Origin of the sequence: Actinocatenispora thailandica (genome assembly GCF_016865425.1) — a bacterium.
Classification (GTDB): domain Bacteria; phylum Actinomycetota; class Actinomycetes; order Mycobacteriales; family Micromonosporaceae; genus Actinocatenispora; species Actinocatenispora thailandica.
The window spans coordinates 5,357,948-5,375,920 of the sequence record NZ_AP023355.1 but is presented as its reverse complement, the minus strand read 5'-3'; the positions used below and the strand labels follow the sequence as shown (position 1 = coordinate 5,375,920).

At 73.9% G+C, this 17,973-nt stretch carries 22 protein-coding genes and 2 pseudogenes; 15 read left to right on the top strand and 9 right to left on the bottom strand.

Annotated elements, in window-relative coordinates; genetic code table 11:
* Positions 1 to 2: 2 nt before the first annotated feature.
* The 8 genes and pseudogenes from Athai_RS23905 to Athai_RS23870 all read right to left on the bottom strand — a co-directional run.
* A complete protein-coding gene (locus Athai_RS23905; protein ID WP_203963575.1) occupies positions 3 to 272 on the bottom strand; it encodes a hypothetical protein in 270 nt (89 codons plus the stop codon).
* A complete protein-coding gene (locus Athai_RS23900) occupies positions 197 to 1,102 on the bottom strand; it encodes a mannosyltransferase family protein (RefSeq protein WP_203963574.1) in 906 nt (301 codons plus the stop codon). The genes Athai_RS23905 and Athai_RS23900 overlap by 76 nt, the downstream gene beginning before the upstream one ends.
* 250 nt (positions 1,103 to 1,352) lie before the next feature.
* Entirely contained in the window at positions 1,353 to 1,724 is a 372-nt protein-coding gene (locus Athai_RS23895; RefSeq protein WP_203963573.1) for a hypothetical protein, read from the bottom strand.
* Positions 1,717 to 2,214, bottom strand: coding sequence for a SigE family RNA polymerase sigma factor (locus Athai_RS23890; RefSeq protein WP_203963572.1), 498 nt, complete (start codon positions 2,212 to 2,214; stop codon positions 1,717 to 1,719). Before Athai_RS23890 ends, Athai_RS23895 begins: the two co-directional genes overlap by 8 nt.
* 133 nt (positions 2,215 to 2,347) lie before the next feature.
* Complete coding sequence (locus Athai_RS23885) at positions 2,348 to 2,605, bottom strand: DUF6510 family protein (protein WP_203963571.1); 258 nt, start codon at positions 2,603 to 2,605, stop codon at positions 2,348 to 2,350.
* On the bottom strand, positions 2,605 to 3,348 hold the full coding sequence (locus Athai_RS23880; protein WP_203963570.1) for a ferredoxin reductase: 744 nt from the start codon (positions 3,346 to 3,348) through the stop codon (positions 2,605 to 2,607). The genes Athai_RS23885 and Athai_RS23880 overlap by 1 nt, the downstream gene beginning before the upstream one ends.
* On the bottom strand, positions 3,318 to 3,920 hold the full coding sequence (locus tag Athai_RS23875) for a sulfite oxidase-like oxidoreductase (protein WP_203963569.1): 603 nt from the start codon (positions 3,918 to 3,920) through the stop codon (positions 3,318 to 3,320). The genes Athai_RS23880 and Athai_RS23875 overlap by 31 nt, the downstream gene beginning before the upstream one ends.
* Positions 3,921 to 4,277: 357 nt before the next feature.
* Positions 4,278 to 4,529, bottom strand: a pseudogene (locus Athai_RS23870) (ArsR/SmtB family transcription factor); the annotation flags it as partial.
* Between the two features lie 38 nt (positions 4,530 to 4,567).
* On the opposite strand from Athai_RS23870, the gene Athai_RS23865 reads away from it, so the two are divergent.
* Positions 4,568 to 5,188 (top strand): GNAT family N-acetyltransferase, encoded by a 621-nt coding sequence (locus Athai_RS23865; protein ID WP_203963568.1) that lies wholly within the window; start codon positions 4,568 to 4,570, stop codon positions 5,186 to 5,188.
* Between the two features lie 183 nt (positions 5,189 to 5,371).
* Positions 5,372 to 6,628: a lactate racemase domain-containing protein gene (locus tag Athai_RS23860; RefSeq protein ID WP_203963567.1), complete on the top strand. Its 1,257-nt coding sequence runs from the start codon at positions 5,372 to 5,374 to the stop codon at positions 6,626 to 6,628.
* A 35-nt stretch (positions 6,629 to 6,663) separates the two neighbouring features.
* Here Athai_RS23860 and Athai_RS23855 read toward each other — a convergent pair whose 3' ends face one another.
* Positions 6,664 to 7,839, bottom strand: a complete 1,176-nt coding sequence (locus Athai_RS23855; protein ID WP_203963566.1) for a glycoside hydrolase family 76 protein — start codon at positions 7,837 to 7,839, stop codon at positions 6,664 to 6,666.
* Positions 7,840 to 8,089: 250 nt separating this feature from the next.
* Here Athai_RS23855 and Athai_RS23850 point away from each other — a divergent pair, with 250 nt between their 5' ends.
* The 13 genes and pseudogenes from Athai_RS23850 to Athai_RS23795 all read left to right on the top strand — a co-directional run bounded on the left by Athai_RS23850 (position 8,090) and on the right by Athai_RS23795 (position 17,921).
* Positions 8,090 to 8,422, top strand: a complete 333-nt coding sequence (locus tag Athai_RS23850; protein ID WP_203963565.1) for a hypothetical protein — start codon at positions 8,090 to 8,092, stop codon at positions 8,420 to 8,422.
* A gap of 207 nt (positions 8,423 to 8,629) precedes the next feature.
* Entirely contained in the window at positions 8,630 to 9,355 is a 726-nt protein-coding gene (locus Athai_RS23845; protein WP_203963564.1) for a hypothetical protein, read from the top strand.
* A gap of 82 nt (positions 9,356 to 9,437) precedes the next feature.
* The gene (locus tag Athai_RS23840) at positions 9,438 to 9,875 is read left to right on the top strand and encodes a universal stress protein (RefSeq protein ID WP_203963563.1); all 438 of its coding nucleotides are present in this window, start codon (positions 9,438 to 9,440) and stop codon (positions 9,873 to 9,875) included.
* Between the two features lie 91 nt (positions 9,876 to 9,966).
* On the top strand, positions 9,967 to 10,947 hold the full coding sequence (locus Athai_RS23835; RefSeq protein ID WP_203963562.1) for a quinone oxidoreductase family protein: 981 nt from the start codon (positions 9,967 to 9,969) through the stop codon (positions 10,945 to 10,947).
* 257 nt (positions 10,948 to 11,204) lie between these two features.
* Positions 11,205 to 11,390, top strand: a complete 186-nt coding sequence (locus tag Athai_RS23830; protein WP_203963561.1) for a hypothetical protein — start codon at positions 11,205 to 11,207, stop codon at positions 11,388 to 11,390.
* Between the two features lie 570 nt (positions 11,391 to 11,960).
* Positions 11,961 to 13,892: pseudogene (gene lanM, locus Athai_RS23825) on the top strand (type 2 lanthipeptide synthetase LanM); the annotation flags it as partial.
* 74 nt (positions 13,893 to 13,966) lie between these two features.
* Positions 13,967 to 14,872 (top strand): lanthionine synthetase LanC family protein, encoded by a 906-nt coding sequence (locus Athai_RS34365; protein WP_239157123.1) that lies wholly within the window; start codon positions 13,967 to 13,969, stop codon positions 14,870 to 14,872.
* Entirely contained in the window at positions 14,869 to 16,854 is a 1,986-nt protein-coding gene (locus Athai_RS23820; protein ID WP_203963559.1) for a peptidase domain-containing ABC transporter, read from the top strand. The genes Athai_RS34365 and Athai_RS23820 overlap by 4 nt, the downstream gene beginning before the upstream one ends.
* Positions 16,776 to 17,060 (top strand): hypothetical protein, encoded by a 285-nt coding sequence (locus Athai_RS23815; protein WP_203963558.1) that lies wholly within the window; start codon positions 16,776 to 16,778, stop codon positions 17,058 to 17,060. The genes Athai_RS23820 and Athai_RS23815 overlap by 79 nt, the downstream gene beginning before the upstream one ends.
* The gene (locus tag Athai_RS23810) at positions 17,057 to 17,251 is read left to right on the top strand and encodes a hypothetical protein (RefSeq protein WP_203963557.1); all 195 of its coding nucleotides are present in this window, start codon (positions 17,057 to 17,059) and stop codon (positions 17,249 to 17,251) included. The genes Athai_RS23815 and Athai_RS23810 overlap by 4 nt, the downstream gene beginning before the upstream one ends.
* 13 nt (positions 17,252 to 17,264) lie before the next feature.
* Positions 17,265 to 17,462, top strand: coding sequence for a hypothetical protein (locus tag Athai_RS23805; RefSeq protein WP_203963556.1), 198 nt, complete (start codon positions 17,265 to 17,267; stop codon positions 17,460 to 17,462).
* A 53-nt stretch (positions 17,463 to 17,515) separates the two neighbouring features.
* The gene (locus Athai_RS23800; protein WP_203963555.1) at positions 17,516 to 17,701 is read left to right on the top strand and encodes a hypothetical protein; all 186 of its coding nucleotides are present in this window, start codon (positions 17,516 to 17,518) and stop codon (positions 17,699 to 17,701) included.
* Positions 17,702 to 17,747: 46 nt separating this feature from the next.
* Positions 17,748 to 17,921, top strand: a complete 174-nt coding sequence (locus Athai_RS23795; protein WP_203963554.1) for a hypothetical protein — start codon at positions 17,748 to 17,750, stop codon at positions 17,919 to 17,921.
* The last annotated feature ends 52 nt before the right edge of the window (positions 17,922 to 17,973 follow it).

Below are 17,973 nucleotides of genomic sequence, written 5' to 3'. Positions count from 1 at the left end.
GGTCAGCCCGCCCAGCGGCCGGACAGGAAGCTGACCGCGAAGATCGTGGACAGCGGTACGACCAGGCAGAGGTAACCGGTCCTGACCCGCGGCATCCGCAGGCTCGCCGCGGCGAGCCCGACCCACAGCGGCCACCACAGCAGGCTGGCGCGGGGGATCGACAGGTACCAGTACGAGGTGCCCAGGGCGCACAGGCTCAGGCCGACGTAGGCCGCCTCGGGCCAGCGGCGTCGTGCGACCAGCAGGCCCGTGACGACCAGGCCCACCAGCATCGCCAGCAGCTCGCCCGAGAACATGAACGCGAACTGGGTGGTCTGGGTGTGGGCGAACGCCGCGTGCCAGGTGTTGGTCCACGCCTGCCAGGGGCGTGAAACGTACGGCCCCAGCCGCGTTCCTGCGCGTGCTGCCACGCCATCCAGTCACCGGTGTGCACCTGCAGGTACCAGGTGTAGCCGGCCAGCGGGAGGACCGGGAGGGCCAACCACGGTGCCGCGCGCCACCGCCTGCCCCGGGTGACCAGGGCGAAGTGCAGCGCGATCGCGGCGGCCAGGAACAGCCCACTGATGCGTACCGTCGAGGCGAGCGCCGCCAGTGCCGCGGCCAGCGGCCAGTTGCGCCGCTGCGCGGCGAGCCAGGCCGGCAGCGCGAAGGCGAGGAACAACGACTCCGTGTAACCGACGAACAGGAAGATCGCGCACGGGGAGAGGACGAAGAACAGCACGGTGCGGCGGCCGATGCGCGGGTCGGGCAGCTGGAGTTCGGCGATGCGCGCCAGCGAGAACACCGCGACGGCACCGGCGACGAAGGAGATCAGCAGCCCGGACAGCGTCCAGTTCGGGACGACTTCGTGTGTCGCCCGAAGCAGCAGCGGCAGGCCGGGGAGGAACGCCTCCCGGTTGTCCCAGTCGACCTGCCAGGGCCCGACGAACCCGGGGAAGTAGCCGTCTCGCGCTATTTTCAGGTAGAAATCCCAGTCCCAGTGCTGGAAGGGGCCGAGGACCGGCCCGGCGTCGCGGGCCCCCGCATCGGCCGGAAACAGCCACCGGGTGCAGTAGGCGACGATCCAGATCCCTGCCCGGCTCAGCAGGTACAGCCACCACACCTCCGGATCGAACCGGCGCGGCGGCAACCCGAACAGCCGACTGCGCCGGAGGTGGGCTGCGCGGTCCGGGTGGTCCGGTGCGGTCCGTCGCCCGCATCGCAACGGTCCGGGCGTGCCGGATCGCACCGGAAACGACATGCGGCACTCCTTCGGCGGTGCGCGGGCGGGCGAGACCGCCGAGGCGGGTACGGCAGGCGGGCGGTCGTGTGCGCGGCTGTCGGCGCGGCGGTGGCTCGGCCGGTCGGCCCGGTCAGCGGTACGCCGAATGGGTCGGCGGCGGCGTCGTGCCCAGCCCGGTGTCGGTGCGGGGGGACGACGTGTGCGCCGCCGTCCGGCTCGGGGCCGGCCGGGTGGTCGGGCTGGTCGCCGGTCGCCGCGGTGCGGACGAGGAGCCGGGGGCGGGGGTCTCGGACGACGACCGATCGGTCACCAGGGCGGCGCCGGCGGCGCCGCCGCCGACCATCGCCAGGCACACGCCGGCCGCGGCCACGGCGAGGCGGCGCCGGTGCCGCCGCCGTCCGCGGTCGGTGATGTGCGCGACCGGTGCGGGGGACGCCTGCCGGGCGCCGACGGCGGCGGCGTGCTGGAACAGCGACCGTAGTGGGTCTGGCGACTCAGGCATCGTGGTCCTCCTGCACCCGCGGATCCGGCATCCGGTCGGCCAGCGCGAGCCGGCCCCGGGCGAGGTGTGTCTTGACGGTGCTGGTGGACTGGCCGGTCTCGCCGGCGATCTGCTCGACCGTCAGGTCGCAGACGTAGTGCAGGGTCATCGTGCGGCGCTGCTGCGCGGGTAGTCCACTCAGCGCGGCGACCAGCATCACCTGCTCGGGGCCGGGGCCCTCGACGTGCGTGCCGGCGCCGCTGCGCTTCCACGCCTCGGCGCTACGGCGCCGGAACCGCCACCTGCTCACCGCCAGACGCCACGCGACGGTACGGATCCACGCCTCCGGCCGGGCGTCCCGGTCGAGCTGGTGGCGCCGGCTCCAGCCGCGGACGAACGCCTCCTGTACGACATCCTGCGCCTCCTGCAGGTCACCGAGCATCACGTAGAGCTGGCCGACGAGCCTCGCGACCGCCTGCGCGTAGAACTGCTCGAACTCCTCGACGGTCACCGCCACTCCAGATCTCTTCGCACATCACGCATACGCCTGGAGTGCCGCGTCCGGTCGACAGCGCGAACGAAGCAACGGTGTGAAGGTCGTCACTCTACGGCCCGTCGCGGCGACGAGCCCTCCGGTGGCCGGGTCAGGCGGCCGGGGTCAGCTCGGCGAAGCCGAGGGCGTCGACGCAGGTGACGCCGCGAACCTCGACCAGCACCAGCAGTACCGCCTCGCAGCCGGGGCAGCGGGCCACGGTGCCCGGCCCGGCCAGGTACACGTCGAGGGCGCCGAGCGGGTTGCTCGCTCCGCAGTGCCCGCAGATCCCGACCGCGGTGGTCATCTCGGTGCCGAACACGGCCCGCAGGGTGCCGGCGATCGCGTTGCCGTCCAGTCGATCGGTCATCAGGTCCCCCCGAAGCGTTCGGTGCGGATGCGGCCCGGGTCGTGGCCGAGGCCGACCAGCGCGTTCGAGGCCGCCTCGACGAACCCGGTCGGACCGCAGAGGTACGCCGCCGGCTGTTCGTCCGGCGGCCAGCTCACCTGCCGCAGCAGCGCCGCGTCGACCCGGCCGGTGTAGCCGTGCCAGCCAGGCGGCTGGCTGCGGGTCAGCGTGATGCTCACGTCGATGCCGTCGCGCGCGGCGATGCGCAGCAGCTCGTCGCGGTAGATGATCTCGTCGAACGAGCGCGCCGAGTACAGCAGCCGGATCGGCGCGGCGCCCATCGCGGCGCCGTGCTCCCGCAGCATCGCGCGGAACGGGACGATGCCGGATCCGCCGGCGACCAGCAGGGCCGGCGCGGTGTCGGTGGGGCGCCGGACGAAGTACCCGCCGACCGGCCCGCGCAGTTCGATCTGGTCACCGACCTGCAGCTCGTCGACCAGGTACGGCGAGACCTCCCCGTCGTCGAGGCGCTCCACGGTCAGTACCAGGCGTTCGTCGGTCGGTGCCGAGGCGATGGAGTAGCTGCGCTGCGCCTGGTAGCCGTCCTCGGCGGTCAGCCGCACGTCGACGTGCTGGCCGGACAGGTGGCCGGGCCAGTCGGGCAGGTCGAGGCCGATGCTGTGGGTGCGGTCGGTCTCGGCGGTGATCTCGCGTACCGTCGCGAGCTGCCAGCTCAGTCGCCGGCGTAGCGCTGTTGCTTCCATGGGTCTCCGTAGTTGTGGTAGCCGTACCTCTCCCAGAACCCGGGCTCGTCGTCGTCGCGCAGCTCGATGCCGCGCACCCACTTGGCGCTCTTCCAGAAGTACAGGTGCGGGACGAGCAGCCGGGCCGGGCCGCCGTGCTCGGCGGTGAGCGGCTCCCCCTCGTACTCGTAGGCGATCATCGCCTGGCCGCCGGTCAGGTCGTCCAGCGGCAGGTTCGTGGTGTACCCGCCGTCGGAGAACGCCAGGGCGTAGTCGGCGCTGGTGTCGATGTCGGCCAGCAGCGTGTCGAGCGAGACGCCGCGCCAGGTGGTGTCCAGCTTCGACCACTTGGTGACGCAGTGGATGTCGGTGGTGATGGTCGTGGCCGGCAGCGCCCGCAGTTCGTAGAAGCTCCACACGACCGGTTCGTCGACCGCGCCGCGGATGGTGAAGGTCCAGTCCGCCGCCAGCCGGCGCGGCGTGGGTCCCGCCGACAGCACCGGGAAGTCCCGCGTCACGTACTGGCCCGGCGGTACCCGGGCCGGGTCGGCCTCGGCCCGTCTGCGGCCGTGAAACCCACGGGTGACAGCCATCGTCCATGCCCCCTCACTGGCGACGACACCGGTGCCGGCGGGCTGCCGTGGCGCTCGCCGCGGCCCGCGCCCGCACCGGTGATCCAGAGCCCAGTGTGTGCCGACGGGGTGCCGCCCGCGCCGGTGTTTCCCCCGGGTCCATTCCCCGGGGTGGCCGGTCGGCGGCGCTGCGGCGGTGGCCGGCGGCGCCGCGGGGAGGCCCGGCGGTCCTGCGGCGGTGGCCGGCGGCGCTGCGGGGAGGGCCGGCGGCGCCGACCGACGGGCCGCCGGTCGGCGCCCAGACCGCGAAGACCCGCTCGAACGATGCCGGGAAGTGGCGTTCGAGGGTGAACGTCGAGTGTGTCACTGCCATGATCATCATTCCTTCAGGTAGTCGTCGAGACGGTCGAGTTGCCGTTCGCACTGGGTGCGCTGGCCGCTGAGCCATCGTTCGGCCGCGCGCAGCGTGCCCGGCTCGATCCGGCAGCTGCGCACCCGGCCGGTCTTCTCGGTCGCGATGACCCCCGCCCGCTCCAGCACCTGCAGGTGCTGCATCACCGCGGGCAGCGACATCGCCAGCGGCTCCGCGAGCGCCGTGACGGCCGCCGGGCCGCGCACCAGCCGCTCGACGACGCGCCCTCGTGCGCCGGGTTGGCACGATGGGCGACATGGCGACCGGGCAGCACAGCGTGCGGCGAGTACGGCGGGGTGAGGTGGGCGCCGCGGCGGCCACCCTGGCCCGGGCGTTCGACGACGATCCGGTGATGCGCTGGATGTTCGGCGACGAGCAGATCCTGCGGGTCGGCCTGCCGCGGATGTTCGGCACCATGATCCGCCGCTTCCACCTGCACCACGGCGCCACCGAGCTGGTGGCCGGTGCCGGTGGCCCGCTGGGGGTGGCCACCTGGGATCCGCCCGGCCGGTGGCGCACGCCCTGGTGGCGCACGATGTGGGCGGTGCCGTCGCTGCTGCGGGCCATGCCCGGCCGGGTGGCGGCCGCTCAGGCGATCGTCACTGCCATCGAGACGGTGCATCCGAGCGAACCGCACTGGTACCTGGCGTACCTGGGCACCGACCCGAGCGCGCAACGTCAGGGCATCGGCGGGCGGCTGCTGCGCTCCCGGCTCGCGGTCTGCGACGCCGAGGCGGCGCCCGCCTACCTGGAGTCGAGCAACGAGGCCAACGTGCCGTACTACCGCTCCTTCGGGTTCGAGGTGACCCGCGAGATCGCGGTCCCGGACGGTGGCCCGACCCTCTGGGCGATGTGGCGCCCACCAGCGGCCAGGTAGCCCGTACGGCAGCGGGCGCCACCCGGTCCGGCCGGGCCGCGCCACCCGGTCCGCCAAGGTCGTCACCGGCGCCACCCGGCTCGGCCGGGGCCACCCGCGCCACCGTCCGGGCGGGTCACGCGCATCAGCGGAGCGGGCCGGCCGGCGCAGTACGGTGGTGCCCGGAGGGAAGGACGGGGTGCGGTGACGGTCAGCGACATCGGCGGGGCGGGGCAGACGCTGGAACCCGAACGGGTCGACGCGTTCGTTCGCTCGGTGCTCGGCGCCGACGACTACGCCGGCCGCTCGGTGTGCGTCCTGATCCCGGACGCGACCCGCAGCTGCCCGCTGCCGTTGCTGCTCGACGCGGTGCACGGCGCGCTGGCCGGCCGGGTCGCGCGGCTGACCGTGCTGGTCGCCCTCGGTACCCACGCCGGCCTGTCCGAGGCGGACCTCGCCGCGCTGGTCGGCGCGGCGCCCGGCGGCATCGCCGACCGGTACCCGGGAATGGCGGTGCGCAACCACGAGTGGTGGGATCCGACCCAGCTGACCACCGTCGGGCGGCTGTCCGCCGACACCGTCGAACGGCTGTCCGGGGGGCGGCTGCGCGCCGGCGTCGACGTGACCCTCAACCGGGCCGCGGTCGAGCACGACACGCTGCTGGTGGTCGGGCCGGTGTTCCCGCACGAGGTGGTCGGCTTCTCCGGCGGCAACAAGTACCTGTTCCCGGGGATCGCCGGGCCGGAGGTGATCGACCTGTCGCACTGGCTCGGCGCGCTGATCGGCAGCGCCGAGATCATCGGTACCCGGGGCAGTACGCCGGTGCGCGCCGTGATCGACGCCGCCGCGGCGCTGGTACCGGCGCGTCGCCGGGCGCTGTGCGTGGTGGTGGCCTCCGGCAGCGACGCGTTGCACTCGGTGGCCTACGGCGGTACCGAGGAGGCCTGGGCCGCCGCCGCGGAGGTGGCGGCCGAGGCGCACGTGCGCTACCTGAGCGCGCCGGTCCAGCGGGTGCTGTCGGTGGTCTCCACCCGGTACGACGAGCTGTGGACGGCCGCCAAGGGGATGTACAAGGTGGAGCCGGTGGTCGCCGACGGCGGCGAGGTGGTGCTGTACGCGCCGCACGTGCGGACGGTCAGTCATACCCACGACGCCGACATCCGGGCCGTCGGCTACCACTGCCGGGAGTACTTCACCGCCCAGTGGGACCGGTTCCGGGACCACCCGTGGGGCGTGCTGGCACACTCGACGCACCTGCGCGGTGCCGGCAGCTACGACCCGGTGCGCGGCGAGCGCTGCCGGATCACCGTCACCCTGGCCACCGGCATCGACGAGGCGACCACCCGCTCGCTCGGCCTGGACTACCGCGACCCGGCCGGCATCGACCCCGCGGCCGGCTCGGCCGATCCGGACACGATGGTGGTGCCGGACGCCGGGGAGATCCTCTACCGCCTGCGCTGAGCGCGCGGCGCAGGCGGCAGGGCGTCGCCGCGTGGTCAGGCGCGGCCGAGCAGCGCGAACAGTTGAACCGCCGCGGCCTGGTTGAGGGTGCCGACCGGGAGGGACGGATCCGGTGCACCGCCGTTGGATGCCTGGAACCGGAACAGCCCGGTCGCGGGGTCCCGGTTGTCCCGCCACAGCCGCGCGGCATAGCTGTCCAATGTGGACCGATAGCCGGGTGCGATCGGCAGCACGTCGCGGAACAGGAACGCGTTGAACACCGCCGGCTGGTCGTACAGCCGGTCGCCGCTGGTCCAGTAGGCCATCGCGCCGCGCACGTCGCCGCGCGCCAGGCTCAGCCAGTGCCGGTCCCCGGTCGCCCGGTACAGCGTGGCTGCGGTGCCGATCATGGCGCCGGAGTTGTAGCTCCACAGCGTGTCGTCGTAGCTGCCGTCGTCGGCGATGTCGTTGCGGTACAGGCCGGGCGAGCTCATCAGGCAGGACCGGTTCCACCGGTAGGCGCGCACCGCCCAGTGCAGGTAGTCGCGCTCCCCGGTGATCGCGTAGAGGTTCGCGGCCAGCTCGGCGAACAGCCCGGTCACGTTGGCCGCACGGATGGTGTTCCAGCTCGCCTCGACCCAGTGCATGCCGCCGGGACAGGTCTTCGCCGGGTCGGTGTCCCAGCCGCGCAGGTCGGTGCGGAACGCCGCCTCGGCGCCGGCGAGCATCCGGGCGTCCCGGCCGCCGCGGTACGCGTCGACGAAGGACAGTCCGACCACCGCGTTGTCGTCGTAGAACAGGTCACCGTCGGTGCCCAGTGGCGGTGGCAGGTACGAGTCGTACCCGGGATGCGCCGGGTCGGTGCTCGCGTACTGCCCGATCGCGGCGAAGCGGTCGGCGACGTCGGTGGCGTAGCGGCGGTGGTTGCCGGGCAGCGCCCGCACGTCCAGCGTCGCCTGGGTCGCCTCGCGGAACTCCCACAGGTACGAGTACGGGTTGCCGTCCGGCGCCGCGGGCGTGGTTTCCGCGTACAGCCGGTGTCCGGTGGTGCCGAGGTAGAGGTGGTCCTGCAGGGCCCGGTAGCTGGCCTCGGCCCGGGTGGCCCAGCGGGCCCGGTCGGCGCCGGAGCGGTCGGGTGCGGCCGTGGCCGGGCCGGCCAGGGTGACCGCGGGGAGCACCGCCAGCAGCCCCAGTAGCCATCGGCCGGGTCGGCCGCGTCGAGCAGCGCGCATCGTATGCCCCTTTCGTTGGTGATCGGAGCGACGTTAACGCTAACGTTCCTTTCTTCGCAAGAGACCGGTTGATTCGGACGTTACCGATATCGCTGCCTGGTCGGGTCGGGCGGTTCGCCGAACCGGCCGGGAGCCGACCTCTCGGTGCCTATATTCGAGGTCGGGCGACCGGCCACCAGCCAGCGCGTGCCGCTCGCCCCGGCACGGAACCGGAGCGAACAGTCCATCCGTTGCAAGGCGGGAGCGCGACGTGCAGCAGCCACCGAACCTGCAGATCGAGATCCTGGACCGGCTGGCGATCGACGACCTCATCGGGAAGGTGCACAGCGCCGCGGCCCAACCGGGGGCGGCGGAGCGGGTGCACGGGTGGCGCTCGGAGCACGGCACCGAACACGCCACCCCGATGGCGCGCTCGTTCGTGGTGATCGGATCCACGCTGATGTTCCTGCACCCGTGCCCGGACGGGGTCGTGCTGCCCTTCGCCGCCTACCCGGACGGGACCACCAAGGTCTACACCGACGCCGACCACGCCGGGGAGAGCTTCTACCGCGCTGCCGAGCCCGGTTCCGGTACCCCCGCCTGACGACCCGCCTGCCATCCGGACCGCACATCGACGGGCACCCGGTACCGGCGCGCACCGTTGCCACGATTGCGGTGCCGGGTGGCCGGGTAAGGGAGTCGTGTCGGTTCGGCACGGAGGCGAAGGTGGTGTTCAGCAGTGTCTGCGGCCGGAACGCCGTCGGTGCGACGCGGTTCGACCGGCCCACCGGCCGGGGACGGGCAGGCAACCGTGCCGCCGGCGAAGGAGCCGACGTCACCGTTGCGCTGGGAACTGGTCAGCGGCCTCGGGTTCGACCTGGTCCGGCTCTTCGGATCGATCGACGAGGCGGACGGCCCGCGGGTACGTCACGAGCTGAGCGCCATCCTGATCGCGCATCCGCGTGCCGTCGCCGACTGTACCGGCCTGCGGGCGTCCGGTCCCGCCGCGCTGGCGCTGCTCTGTCACGCGCACGAGCGTGCCGGCGGCTGGCCGGCCAGCCGGCTGTGCCTGTACGGGCTGGGCGGCGAGCAGGCCCGGTGGTACCGGGAAGCCGCGCTCGCGGAGCAGGTTCCGCTACGCGACTCGATGCCGGAGGCGGTGGCGGCCCTGGCCGAGCCGCCCCGGCGGTTGCGGCGCAGCGCCACGCTCGTCGCGGGGCGGCGGATCGCCCGGGAGGCGCGTTCGGTGATCGACTCCTGTGCCGCGGACTGGAAGCTGCCGCGATCGGTCAGCACCCCGGCGATGTTGGCGGCCAGCGAGGTCGTCAACGGCGCGGTCGAGGCCGGGGCGGCCGAAGTGCGCATCCTCGTCGAGCGTGAGCCGGGCCGGCTCGCGGTCACCGTGCTGGCCCACCGGGATGACAGCGCCGAACTGGGCACCCTGACCGAGATCACTCTCGACGCGTTCGCCGACGCGTGGTCCACCGAATCGACCCCGTACGGCCGGCGTACCCGCGCGACGTTCGTGGTCGACTGAGCTGGCTGCCACGTCCGCTGCGGACCGTCGGCGAACCGGCATGGCCCCGCCGGGGCGGCCGGCAGGAGAGGAGTGGTTGGTGATGTACCGAAACCTCGTGGTGGCGCTCAGCGGTACCGACGACTCGTCCCGGGTGCTGGCGCACACCACCGAGCTGGCGAAGGCTACCGGTGCACGGGTTCGGGTCCTGCACGTGCGGGCGGTGGACTGTGTCGAGCCGACCACGATGGGGCTGGTGCCGTCGGCCCCGGCGCTGGTGCGCGAGGAGAACGGCACGGCGCAGGATGTGGTGGACCGGGCGGTCGGAGAGCTGACCGCGGCCGGTGTCGACGCGCAGGGCGACATCGTCGAGGCGATGCGGGCCGAGGTCGCGTCGACGGTCTGCGAGCTGGCCGAGGCCGGCGGAGCCGATCTGATCGTGGTGGGCGAACACCAGGGCGGGCTGCTCACCGCGCTGGTCGGAAGCACCGGGGAGCGCGTCGCGCGGCTCTGTTCCGTCCCGGTGTTGCTCGTCCCGTAGGCCGTGGCAGGCTCCGGCCCGCAACTCATTCGATGTTCGTCGAACAATGTAGTAGTGTTCGGGCTCCGGGGAACGTCGAAAGAGGTGGGTCATGCGCGCGTTGGTCATCACCGGACCGTCCGATGCGACGGACACCAGCCAGGTCGGCGAGCTGGCCGATCCGGAACCGGGGCCCGGTGAGGTCACCATCGACGTCGAGTACGCCGGGATCAACTTCGTCGACGTGATGATGCGCCGCGGCGACCAGCCGTACGCGGACAGCTTCCCCGCGTACCCGGGCGACGAGGTCGCCGGCACGGTGCGCGCAGTGGGGGAGGGCGTCACCGGCCTCGCCGCCGGTACCCGGGTCACCGCCTTCCTGACCGCCGGCGGCCTGGCCAGCATCGCGCGCGCCCGCGCCGAGCTGACCGTTCCGGTACCCGACGGGGTGCCGGCGCCGCTCGCCGCCGCCACCCCGGCGGTGCTGGCCACCGGGTACCTGCTGCTCACCCAGGCGGCGCGATTCCGCGCCGGCGACCGGGTACTGGTGCACTCGGCCAGCGGCGGCGTCGGTAGTGCGGTGGCGCAGCTGGTGCCGGTGCTCGGCGGCGGCCAGCTGATCGGCACAGTCGGTCGCGCCAGCAAGGTGCCGACCGCGATCGACGCCGGCTACGCCGCCGCGTTCGCGCGCGACGCCAACTACCCCGACCGGGTGCGGGCCGCGGCGGGTGGCGGCGTCGACGTCGTACTCGACGCGCTCGGCGCCGGCGAGCTGGACAACGACCTCGCGCTCGCCGCACCGGGCGGACGGATCGTGCTGTTCGGCAACGCCACCGGCGGCGCTCCCGCCACCCTGCCGCACATGGGCCGGCTGATGGGCGGCAACCTGTCCGTCGGCGGCTTCTCGATCTCCAACCTGTCCCGCGCCGCGCCGGCCCGGGTCGCCGACGCGATGGCCCGCTGCCTGGACCTGCTCGCGTCCGGCCGGGTCGGCCTCGCGGTCACCGAGGTCGACGGGCTCGCCGCGGTACCGGCGGTGCACCAGCTGCTCGCCGAGGGCCGCGGTCGGGGCAAGTACGTGGTCCGGATCTGATCCGCCGCACGGTACGACCACCCGGCGCCGGGAGCCTCGCTCCCGGCGCCGCGTGCTGCGCCCGGCCCGATCGCGAGCCGACCGCATCGGCGGAACCCGTACCGGAATGCCCGCATCGCTGGTATCCGTACCGGATTGCCTGCCCGCCCGCGCGCGGATGTAGGGACGATTAGCGGGTTCACCCGGATGGTGGGTGCTCCGCACCGTCGCGAGGATGTGATCCCGTCGGCGGCCCGCGCCGGCGGTTGGGAGCAGACATGGATCACGAGCAGACCATTCGTGGCTGGAAGGATCTCGACGCCCCGGGACGGCCGAACCCGGCCGGCCGGATCGAGCTCGACTCGGCCCACGGCGGCATGATCGCCACCCCGCGTACCGACTGGAACTGGCTCAGCGACGACTGCTGCCTGAGCGGTGTGACCTGCGGGGTCACCTGCAGCTGAGCGGATCGGGGCCGGCGGGTGCCCCGCCCGCCGGCCCGCGACCGGCCGCCGGCCACCGGCCGCGAACCCGCCGCGGCCCGCGCGCCACGCCACCCGCCGCCACCCGCCACGACCCGCGCCAGAACGACTGCGCCACACCACCTTGCGCGTGCCCGGCAACACCGTCGGCCGCGTTCGCGGCATCCCGTTCGCCGTCCGTGAGGAGTCATCGTGCCCGTCGACAAGCACCCCCTGCCGGTACTGGGACTGCCGTGGGAACGCGGCGAGCGGCCGGCGCTGACCGGATCCTGGTGGGCCCGCGCGCTGACGCTGGCCGAACGGATCGCCGCGCCGGGCGCACCGTCCCCGGCGGTACCGGGTAGCCCGGACGCCGACCGGGCGGCGCGCCGGCTGGACCGGTGGCGCACCGCGTACCCGGAGGTCACCGACGATGCCGTCGCCCCGGTGCTGACCGGGTACGGGATCGATCCGCAGCGGCTGCTCGATCTGCTCGCCGAACCGGCCGACGAGCTCGCCGCGCGTGCCGGCGCACCGTCCTGGGCCGGCCGGGTCGAACGCATCGTCGCCGAAATGCCGCACCGCAGCGTGGCCAGGACCGACGACTGGCGGGACGCGTTCGCCGCGATCGTCGAGCCGTTCGTCGCCGACGCCGCCGACCGGCTGGCCCGACGTTCGGAGTACACCCTGGCGCCGGACGTCGACGGTCCGGCGTTGCTGGCGGCGTTCCGGGCGGCGCTGGCCCGGCAGCTGGTGGATGCGGCGAGCCGGATCCTGGTGCTGGAACTCAACGTGATGCGGCTCGCCGACCGGCTGTCCGGAGCCGACGCCACCGCCCGGTTCTGGTCGTTCGCCGAACTGCTCGCGGATCCGGCGGAACTCGCCGCGCTGCTCGACGAGTACGCGGTGCTGGGCCGGACCCTGGTCACGCTCGCCGACCAGGCCGTCGAGGCGTACGCGGAGTTCCTGGCCCGGTTCGCGGCCGACCGGCCGGCGCTGGTCGACCGGCTACTCGACGGGGAGCCGGGGACGCTGGTCGAGGTCGCGATGGGCGGCGGCGACGCGCACGACCGGGGCCGGTCGGTCGCGGTGCTGCGCTTCGCCGACGGTGCCCGGCTGGTGTACAAGCCGCGGTCGCTGGCACTGCACGAGCACGTCAACGACATCCTGGGCTGGTACGCGCAGCGGCTGCCGGACGCCGCGCTGCGCCGGGTGCGGGTGCTGTCGGCGGACGGGTACGGCTGGACGGAGTTCGTCCCGGTCGCCGAGTGCGCCGACACCGACGAGGCCCGCGGGTACTTCCGGCGGCAGGGCGCCCTGCTGGCGCTGCTGTACGTGCTGGCCGCAGTGGACTTCCACTACGAGAACGTGATCGCCTGCGGCGCCGACCCGGTGGTGGTCGACCTGGAGTCCGTGTTCCACGGCGACCTGCCGGTCACCACCGGCGCCGCGTTCACCGACGACGACCCGGCGATGGCCGCGCTGCGCGACTCGGTCAGCCGTACCGGCCTGCTGCCGGCGGTGCTCTACGGACCCGACGGCGGGGTCCTCGACGTCGGCGGGATGGGCGGCGACAAGGGCGGCGTGCTGCCGTTCAAGTCGGTGACCTTCGACGCCGCCGGTACCGACGAGATGCGGCTGGTGCGCGACTACCGGGAGTTCCCGGGCAGCCAGAACCGGCCCACCCTGGCCGGTCGCGACCTGGACGTCCGGGAGTTCGCGGCGGACCTGCTGGCCGGGTTCCGGGCCGGCTACCAGGTGCTGGCCGCGCACCGGGATCAGCTCGCCGGGCTGGTCGAGCGGTGCGCGGCCGACGAGACCCGGTGCATCGTTCGGGCGACCCGCAACTACATGCTGATCCTCACCGAGTCCAGCCACCCCGACGTCGGCCGGGACGCGCTGGACCGGGAGCGGGTGTTCGGCCTGCTGTGGGCGGCGTCGGTGTCGGACGCCGCGCGGCTGCGGCTGGTCGGCGCGGAACTGACCGACCTGTGGCACGGCGACGTGCCGCTGTTTCGTACCCGGGCCGGCTCCACCGACCTGTACGGCGTCGACGGCGGCCGGATCGCCGGCGTGCTGCCGGAGTCCGGGCTGGACCGCACCCGGCGGGTGCTCGACCGGCTGGGCGACGACGACCTGGCCGAGCAGGAGTGGGTCATCGAGGCGACGCTGGCGACCCGGGCCGAGACCGGCCATGGCACCGCGTCCCGGTCGGCCCGCAGCGCGCCCGACCCGGCGGCGAGCGTGGCCGAACGCGCGCTGGAGCACGCCCGGACGATCGGTGACCGGCTGGCCGACTCGGCGTACCGGCGCGCCGACCGGGTCGGCTGGCTCGGCATGGACCTGGTGCAGGACACCCAGTGGATGGTCACCCAGCTGCGCGCCGACCTGTACAACGGCTATCCGGGGGTCGCCGTGTTCCTGGCCGGGCTGGCCCACCTCACCGGCGAGCAACGGTACGCGGACCTGGCCCGCGCGACGCTGCGCCCGCTGCCGGCCCAGGTCGACCACGTCCGGCCGATGATCGACCGGGAAGGCGAGGTCCGTGGCGTGCTCGGCCCGTACTCGGGCCGACCGGGGTGGCCTACGCGCTCGCCTCGGCCGCGACGCTGCTGGACGACGCGGAGCTGGCCGAACCGGTGCCCGGCATCCTCGACTGGGTCACCGGCCTGGTCGAGCGGGACGAGACGCTGGACATCATCGGCGGCGCGGCCGGCTGCCTGGCGCTCGCCGAGTCGCTGCTGGACGCCGGCGTCGGCGGGACGGTGGCGGCCCGGCTGGCCGCGGCCTGCGCGGCCCGGCTGGTCGACACCGCGGTCCAGGTCGAGGGCGGGACCGGTTGGTACACCATGGACTCCGGCCGGCCACTGACCGGGTTCTCGCACGGCGCGGCGGGGATCGGCTGGGCCCTGCTGCGGTACGCGGCGCGCACCGGCGACGCCGCCGCGCGTGCCGCCGGCCGGGCGGCGCTGGCCTACGAGCGGTCGCTGTTTCGCCCGGACCTGGACAACTGGCCGGACCTGCGACAACTGCCGGACCGGCCGTGGGCACGGCGCAGCGAACCGGTCGAGGTGCCGCACATGCACGCCTGGTGCCACGGCGCGCCCGGTACCGGGCTGGCGCGGGCGGCGCTGCCGGCCGGTGAGCGGGACGCCGACACGGCCGCCGACCTGACCCGCGCGCTGCGCTCCACGGCGGTGTTCGGGCACTTCGGCAACCACAGCATCTGCCACGGCGACCTGGGCAACCTGGAACTGTTCACCGTCGCCGCCCGCGCCGGCGCCCCGGACGCGGCCGGGCACCGGGACACCCTCGCCGCGGCCGTACTGGGGCACCTGGACCGGGTCGGCCCGCGCTGCGGCACCCCGTCGTCGGTGCCGACGCCGGGGTTGATGACCGGGCTGTCCGGCATCGGCCACGGGCTGCTCCGCCTCGCGGCGCCGGACCGGATCGCGCCGGTGCTGCTGCTGGCGGTACGGCCGTGACCCGGGTACCGCTGCGGTTCCAGCTGACCCGCACCGAGTGCGGTGCCGCGTGCCTGGCGATGGTGCTCAGCCGGTACGGGCGGGACACCTCGGTGCCGGAGTGCCGGGCACTTCTGGGTACCGGCCGGGACGGGGTGTCGGTGTCCGCGATCGCCGCCGCCGCCGAGAAGGCGGGCCTGGCGGTCGGCATCGAGCGCTCCGACCGGCTGCCGGCCGGGCCGCTGACCGGCCCGGCGATCGCCTACCTGGCCCGGCACCACTTCGTCGTCGTGGTGCGCGCCGACGACCGGACGGTGTCGCTGGTGGATCCGGGCGTCGGCCGGCAGCGGCTGCCGCGCGCCGACTTCGACGACCAGTACGGCGGGGTCCTGCTGCGGCTGTCGCCGACGGATCGGTTGCAGCGGCGCCGAACCCGGTGGCGGGACGCGCCGATGGTGCGCTACCTGCGCCAGTTCGCCTCGGTACCGGGCGGGCGGCGGCTGATCGCGCTGACCGTGCTGTTCGCCGCCGGGCTGCAGGCGCTGGGGCTGGGCATCCCGTTGCTCACCAAGCTGGTCGTGGACACCCTGGTACCGGCGCACCGGACCGACCTGCTGCCCGCCGTCGGCCTGGGCATCGTCGCGGTCGGCGTCGCGTACGGCGGGTTGACGCTGGCCCGCGGGCTGGCGTTGCTGGGGCTGCGCGCGCTGGGCGACCGGGAACTGACGCACGGGTTCGTCAAGCACCTGTTCCGGCTGCCGATCGGGTTCTTCCTGGACCGCGGCCGCGGCGACCTGCTGATGCGGCTGTCCAGCGTCTCCACCACCCGCGAGACGTTGAGCCAGCAGCTGCTGACGATGATCGTGGACGGGTTCCTGCTGATCGGCTACCTGGTCGCGGTCGTGCTGCTGTCCCCGCTGTACCTGCTGCCGCTGGTACCGCTGGCCGTCGCGCAGGCGCTGGTGCTGGCCGCGACGTACCGGCGGCTGCGGGTGCTGGCGCAGCGCGAGCTGACCGCCCGGTCGGAGGAACAGAGCTACCTGGTGGAGACGCTGGAGGCGGTCATCCCGCTGAAGGCCAACGGGGTGGAGGAGCGGGCCGTCGCGCACTGGCGGCGGCTGTTCGACCGGTACCAGCGGGCGATGGTGCGCCGCGGCCGTGGCACGGCGGTACTCGGTGCGGCGCAGCGGGCGGTCGGCACCCTGGGGCCGCTGGCGTTGCTGTGGTTCGGCGCCGGCATGGTGCTGTCCGGACGGTTGAGCCTCGGCGCGATGCTCGCCGCCAACGCCGTCGCGCTGTCCATCCTGTCGCCGTTGGAGACCTTCGCCGGTGTCGGCCAGCTGTACCACGCGGTGCGGGCCCAGGTGGAGCGGCTGTTCGACGTGCTCGACACGCCGGCGGAGCAGAGCGGTACGGTCCGGCTGCCGGCCGGCGAACCGACCCGGATCACCGTGCGGGGCTTGGGTTTCCGCTACCACGACAGCCAGCCGCCGATCCTCACCGACGTCGGGTTCGACCTGCCGGCCGGCGGCAAGCTCGGCGTGGTCGGCCGGACCGGGTCGGGCAAGAGCACGCTGGGACTGCTGCTGCTGGGCCTGTTGCGGCCCACCGACGGCGAGGTGCGCCACGACGGGGTCACGGTGGCCGAGCTGGACGTACCCGACCTGCGGTCGCACTGCGGCGCCGTGCTGCAGGAGCTGACCCTGTTCAACGGCAGCATCCGGGACAACCTGGTACTGAGCCGGCCGGACGCCACCGACGCCGAGGTGATCGACGCGGCCCGCGCCGCGGGCCTGCACGACGACGTGCTGGCGCTGCCGATGGGCTACGACACGCTGGTCGGTGAGGGCGGTACGGCCCTGTCGGCCGGCCAGCGGCAACGCATCGCGCTGGCCCGCGCGCTGGTGCACCGCCCCGGCTGCTGGTGCTGGACGAGGCCACCAGCCACCTGGATCCGCAGACCGAACGCGAGGTCGACGCCGCGCTGGCGCGGTTGGCGGTGACCCGGGTGGTCATCTCGCACCGGCTGTCAGCGATCCGCGGCGCCGACCAGATCCTGGTACTGGACCGGGGTCGGGTCGTGCAGCGCGGCCGGCACGCCGATCTGGTGGCGGTGGACGGCCGGTACCGGCAGCTGTTCGGTACCGCCGATTCCGAGACCCGGGGCGGCGCCGTGCCGTCTCGTGACACCGAAAGGAGCATCCGATGAGCGACCTGATCCGGTCGTGGAAGGACCCGGACTCGACGGCGGCGGCGGCCAACCCGGCCGGCGAGATCGACCTGGCCGCCGAGACCGGCGGGATGATCGCCGACAGCTGGGGCAGCGTGTGCCCGGCGTCGTGCAACGCCACCGTCGGCAAGGGCACCTGCATGGTCAGTGCCACCATTGGCTGCTGCTGAGAGGAAGACCGTGATGAGTCACGACGACACGATCCGCGGCTGGAAGGACACCGGCGCCGCGACCCGCCCGGACAACCCGGCCGGCGACCTGGCGCTGACCGGGCACGGCGGGCTGGCACCCAGTTCCGAGCACGCCTCGACGCTGGGCTGCTGCGACGGGTTGACCAACGAGTCGACCTGCGGGCTGTGCCCGACCGACTTCTTCTGCTGACCCGCGCCGCACCGATCCTTCCCGCACACCAGCAGACAGCGAACGGAGAACTCATGACCGAGGACATCGTCCGGTCCTGGAAGGACCCGGACCTGCCCAGCATCCTGGACCACCCCGCCGGGCGGGTCGAGCTGGCGGACCCGGCCGGCGGCCGGCAGATCGCCACCGAGGGCGCGCTCACCTGGGGCTGCTGCCCGGACCAGACCGGCGTGCACTGGAGCTGCCTCAGCGCCTGCTGAGCCGGGCCCACCACCGGACGGAGCGAACGACGAAGGGAGGAATCCGATGGACACCGAGGACGTCCTGCGTTCCTGGAAGGACCCGGAGGTACCGGCCGAGACGAACCCTGCCGGGAACCCGGAGTTGACGACGCTGTTCGGCGGCGCCGTGCTCAACACCGAGGGTTGGCACACGTTCGGCTGCTGCGACACCGACCGCGGCTGCCGCACGTACGGCTGATCACCCGGCCCCGCCGCCGTGCCGCACCGCCGGCGCGGCGGCGGGACCGGCG

Excerpts from the sequence above, each read along its gene's own strand:
- Athai_RS23855 (WP_203963566.1), bottom strand. The coding sequence starts at position 7,839 with ATGCGCGCTGCTCGACGCGGCCGACCCGGCCGATGGCTACTGGGGCTG.
- Athai_RS23905 (WP_203963575.1), bottom strand. The coding sequence starts at position 272 with ATGCTGGTGGGCCTGGTCGTCACGGGCCTGCTGGTCGCACGACGCCGC.
- Athai_RS23830 (WP_203963561.1), top strand. The coding sequence starts at position 11,205 with ATGGATCACGAGCAGACCATTCGTGGCTGGAAGGATCTCGACGCCCCG.
- Athai_RS23840 (WP_203963563.1), top strand. The coding sequence starts at position 9,438 with ATGTACCGAAACCTCGTGGTGGCGCTCAGCGGTACCGACGACTCGTCC.
- Athai_RS23805 (WP_203963556.1), top strand. The coding sequence starts at position 17,265 with ATGAGTCACGACGACACGATCCGCGGCTGGAAGGACACCGGCGCCGCG.
- Athai_RS23885 (WP_203963571.1), bottom strand. The coding sequence starts at position 2,605 with ATGACCGATCGACTGGACGGCAACGCGATCGCCGGCACCCTGCGGGCC.
- Athai_RS23810 (WP_203963557.1), top strand. The coding sequence starts at position 17,057 with ATGAGCGACCTGATCCGGTCGTGGAAGGACCCGGACTCGACGGCGGCG.
- Athai_RS23895 (WP_203963573.1), bottom strand. The coding sequence starts at position 1,724 with ATGCCTGAGTCGCCAGACCCACTACGGTCGCTGTTCCAGCACGCCGCC.
- Athai_RS23795 (WP_203963554.1), top strand. The coding sequence starts at position 17,748 with ATGGACACCGAGGACGTCCTGCGTTCCTGGAAGGACCCGGAGGTACCG.
- Athai_RS23835 (WP_203963562.1), top strand. The coding sequence starts at position 9,967 with ATGCGCGCGTTGGTCATCACCGGACCGTCCGATGCGACGGACACCAGC.
- Athai_RS23865 (WP_203963568.1), top strand. The coding sequence starts at position 4,568 with ATGGCGACCGGGCAGCACAGCGTGCGGCGAGTACGGCGGGGTGAGGTG.
- Athai_RS23800 (WP_203963555.1), top strand. The coding sequence starts at position 17,516 with ATGACCGAGGACATCGTCCGGTCCTGGAAGGACCCGGACCTGCCCAGC.
- Athai_RS23880 (WP_203963570.1), bottom strand. The coding sequence starts at position 3,348 with ATGGAAGCAACAGCGCTACGCCGGCGACTGAGCTGGCAGCTCGCGACG.
- Athai_RS23875 (WP_203963569.1), bottom strand. The coding sequence starts at position 3,920 with ATGGCTGTCACCCGTGGGTTTCACGGCCGCAGACGGGCCGAGGCCGAC.